Raw genomic sequence first — 3,291 nt, 5'->3', positions numbered from 1 at the left:
GGACAAGCAGTAACAGACAGTCTAACAGTATCGGAAGTGTTTGGGAAAGATCACGATAAGGTTCTTAGGGACATAAGAGGACTAGAATGTAGTGAGGAATTTTCACACGCCAATTTTGGAGAGTCAACTTACACCAATGATCGAGGCCGCAATTATCCTAAATATCTTATCACGCAGGATGGCTTCTCATTTTTGGTCATGGGCTATACGGGAAAGGACGCAGCTCGCTTTAAAGAAATGTATATTTTGGAGTTTGGTAGAATGCGAGAGCAACTGGCTGATCCATATGCGAACTTGAGCCCCGAGTTGAAGGCAATTTTCTTAGTGGATAATAAAATTCAGAAAATTGATAATCGGCTTGAATTGTTGGAGAACAATACCACGGTTGATTATGGGCAGCAGCGATCACTTCAAAAGCTGGGGAGTAAAAGAGTCATTGAATTGTTAGGTGGGAAGAAGACACCGGCCTATCAGGACTCTGGATTAAGAAGTTCAGTATATAGATGCATGTGGGATGACTACAAAGAGTTTTTCAATGTTAACTCCTATTGTAATACAGCCCGTAAGTCACTTAACGAAGCTCAGGATTACATTGAACGCTGGACGCCACCAAACAACCTACTGCGTATAATCGAAGCTGCTAACTGACAGATGATAATTTAGGAGGCGTTGAAGATTAACAAATTACTGACTGTGATCTATCGGGTATTGCCTTGGTTACTGATTGCCACTTTACTGCTGGGGAATATCTTAACCTTAAAAACCTTTAACACAAGAACAAAGCTCAACCAGCTGTATGAGCAGCAGATTGAGCAGCAGTGGCAAGACTGGATGGAAATAAGGGAACAACAAACAAAGCATTGGAACGAAATTACTGATCAACAGATTGATCAATGGAATGATTACAACTCTCAATTATCAAATATCATTCATGATTTAGAGATTCTAAAGAGTCATGTTGGTAGGAAAGAATGATGGCTTGTATATCTTCTAATGTTTCAATAAACAAGTTGTCGTTATTCATTTTCTCTAGATGATGTCTTTCGTTTTGAGCTAAGGTTTCTTGATGGTGCCGCTCTCTCTGTTCAATCTCTTCCTGATGATGCTGTTCATTTTGTTCCATGAGCTCAATATGATGACGTTCTAATTGTTCGGCGGTTGAACCTGAGAAGTAGGCATTAACCAAGATAGTGAATATAGCAGAAACCAAAACTCGAAGCATAGGCCAAGTAAGTTTAGAAATGTCGATTTTGTGATGGGTACCGTCTGATAAAACGGATAAGCTCTCAGGCATTGTTTCTTCAACAGTTTCAATTAATCTGCTCACTCTGGGGACAAGCGGTTTTGGGATTGAAATTTCTGGTAGTTTAATGTTGGTAAATTCAGATAATATTCTTTGTAAATTTTGTATTTCTGGCATGACAGAAATTTGAGAAGCAGATGCTCTGACCGATTCAAGTATGTTAAAGACTTCTGGAGGAATAGTTATACTGACAGCGAAAGATCGGCTTATATTTTCTATCATTTCATAGTTCTTTGATTGCATTAATTTTATAATTTCTCGGCTTGGTACAAGGGATTTGTTGATTTCATTCATTGTTTTTCTGATTGATTCTGATATTTCATTTTCAATTGACAACATAGTTACCCCCTCAGAAATCTGTTAAATAATATTCTACCAAAGGAAAAGGAAATATTCGACAGAAAGTAAAGTTGAAGTATGAAACTTGTGTTTATCGAAATGTTAGTGGATGAATTTGTATATTATTGGATTCTCTGATAGAGGAGGTGAAGAACGATGAATGTCACAGGCTATGTATGGCGGGAGCTAACGCAAGACGAGCGTATGGTTGTGCTTGAATTTGCAGCTTGGGAAAATCGGAAGCGCATGAAAAAGGTCCTTGTGGGATAGGAGCCACAAAGACCAACATTACAAAAAAACAATTGCCGTTAGTATAGCGCAAAACATCTAGCGTGTAAATGGGGTGCATGAAAGTGTTGGAAAACCCAACAATTAAATTGCAAGAAGATTTCGACAATAAGCATCAGCCTGCAGATCATTTGCAACTTTATATACCTTGTGAATGTGGCAAAGCGGAAGCTGTCGCAGTCTGTGATGGCAAACAAAAGCTATGCAAAGAATGCTTAGCTGGTATACATGGGGTGGTCTTACTTGATTGAACAATGGGGGCGGCTTGTACCGCAGTTTGCGGAAATAGTGTTCGAATCGCAATATTCCCTAAAGGAGTTTCGAGCAGCTCTTCAATTGTTGGAGTGGACTAAGACGAGGCCTTTTGTAAACGAGGAGCTTCACTTTGAAGGACTATCATTCACATCATCGCAATTATGTAAGTTTTATGATTTGACGACTGGTGACGGGCATAGGGCGCGGGAGTGGATGCGTATCGAGCTTCTGGAGCTTGTCGAGGTAGTCAGTAAATCAATAGAGGAGGGATAGCGTGGCAGCAAGCAATCAAATTCAATTAGCTCTAGAGGCGCTGCTGGAGGCAAAGCATGATGCTTTGCCCTCCAGTTTCAACCCGACACGGTTTGTACAAAACTGTATCGCATACCTACCAGAAATTCGAAATTTTGATCGTTTCAACGCTGATGACCTGGCGATGCAATTTTTCAAAGGCGCGGTGCTTGGTTTGGATTTCTTGGCAAAAGAGTGTCATGTGATAGCCGAAGGCAGCGGCGTCCGCTTTCAAACGGATTATAAGGGCGAAATGAAGCTCGCTATAAAGTACAGTGTACGTCCGCTGCTGACGATCTACGCCAAAAATGTTAGGGAAGGTGACAAGATCGAAGAGGCGGTTATCGAAGGTCGACCAGTCATTAATTTTAACCCATTGCCGTTCAATAACAGTCCGATCAGTGGAAGCTTTGCAGTAGCTCAGTACACAGATGGCGGTATGGTTTACGAGGCCATGAGCGCGGAAGAAATCGAATCAGTCCGGACTAACTACGGAAAGAGTTCGGGTAGTGACACTTGGGACAAGTCGAAGGGCGAGATGTACAAGCGGACCGTTCTGCGCCGCCTTTGCAAAACGATTGAGATCGACTTTGACGCGGAACAGCGCCTAGCTTTTGAGGCAGGGGGAGAGTTTGTATTCGATCAGCCGGAGCGGCCGCAGTACCGTAGTCCGTTCGAGGAGCAGGAGGTAAAGCCTAATGATACTGACCAAGGATAACTACTACAGTCGAGCTGCAAACCAGCATTATATGTCTGTAAGTCAGTTTAAGGGCTTTCTTCCTGCATACGGTGGCTGCGAAGCTCGGGCAATGGCT

At 42.1% G+C, this 3,291-nt stretch carries 6 protein-coding genes; 5 read left to right on the top strand and 1 reads right to left on the bottom strand.

Annotated elements, in window-relative coordinates:
• On the top strand, positions 1 to 648 hold a 648-nt coding region (locus AC50YO_RS25445; RefSeq protein WP_494851409.1), incomplete at its 5' end, for an ORF6C domain-containing protein.
• A gap of 21 nt (positions 649 to 669) precedes the next feature.
• Positions 670 to 975, top strand: coding sequence for a hypothetical protein (locus AC50YO_RS25440; protein ID WP_494851407.1), 306 nt, complete (start codon positions 670 to 672; stop codon positions 973 to 975).
• Here the strand turns inward: AC50YO_RS25440 and AC50YO_RS25435 are convergent.
• Positions 926 to 1,639 (bottom strand): hypothetical protein, encoded by a 714-nt coding sequence (locus AC50YO_RS25435; protein WP_494851405.1) that lies wholly within the window; start codon positions 1,637 to 1,639, stop codon positions 926 to 928. The two genes, AC50YO_RS25440 and AC50YO_RS25435, sit on opposite strands and share 50 nt — an antisense overlap.
• A 350-nt stretch (positions 1,640 to 1,989) precedes the next feature.
• Here AC50YO_RS25435 and AC50YO_RS25430 point away from each other — a divergent pair, with 350 nt between their 5' ends.
• From AC50YO_RS25430 to AC50YO_RS25420, 3 genes are read left to right on the top strand one after another with little or no spacing between them, the layout of a single operon-like run.
• Positions 1,990 to 2,181 (top strand): hypothetical protein, encoded by a 192-nt coding sequence (locus AC50YO_RS25430; RefSeq protein ID WP_494851404.1) that lies wholly within the window; start codon positions 1,990 to 1,992, stop codon positions 2,179 to 2,181.
• Complete coding sequence (locus AC50YO_RS25425; RefSeq protein WP_494851400.1) at positions 2,174 to 2,458, top strand: hypothetical protein; 285 nt, start codon at positions 2,174 to 2,176, stop codon at positions 2,456 to 2,458. The genes AC50YO_RS25430 and AC50YO_RS25425 overlap by 8 nt, the downstream gene beginning before the upstream one ends.
• A gap of 1 nt (position 2,459) precedes the next feature.
• The gene (locus AC50YO_RS25420) at positions 2,460 to 3,194 is read left to right on the top strand and encodes a recombinase RecT (RefSeq protein ID WP_494851397.1); all 735 of its coding nucleotides are present in this window, start codon (positions 2,460 to 2,462) and stop codon (positions 3,192 to 3,194) included.
• Positions 3,195 to 3,291 lie beyond the last annotated feature (97 nt).

The sequence above is a fragment of the Paenibacillus sp. J22P59 genome (genome assembly GCF_059383895.1).
Note: the sequence above shows the minus strand (reverse complement) of the source record. Positions and strands in the feature narration are given on the sequence as shown.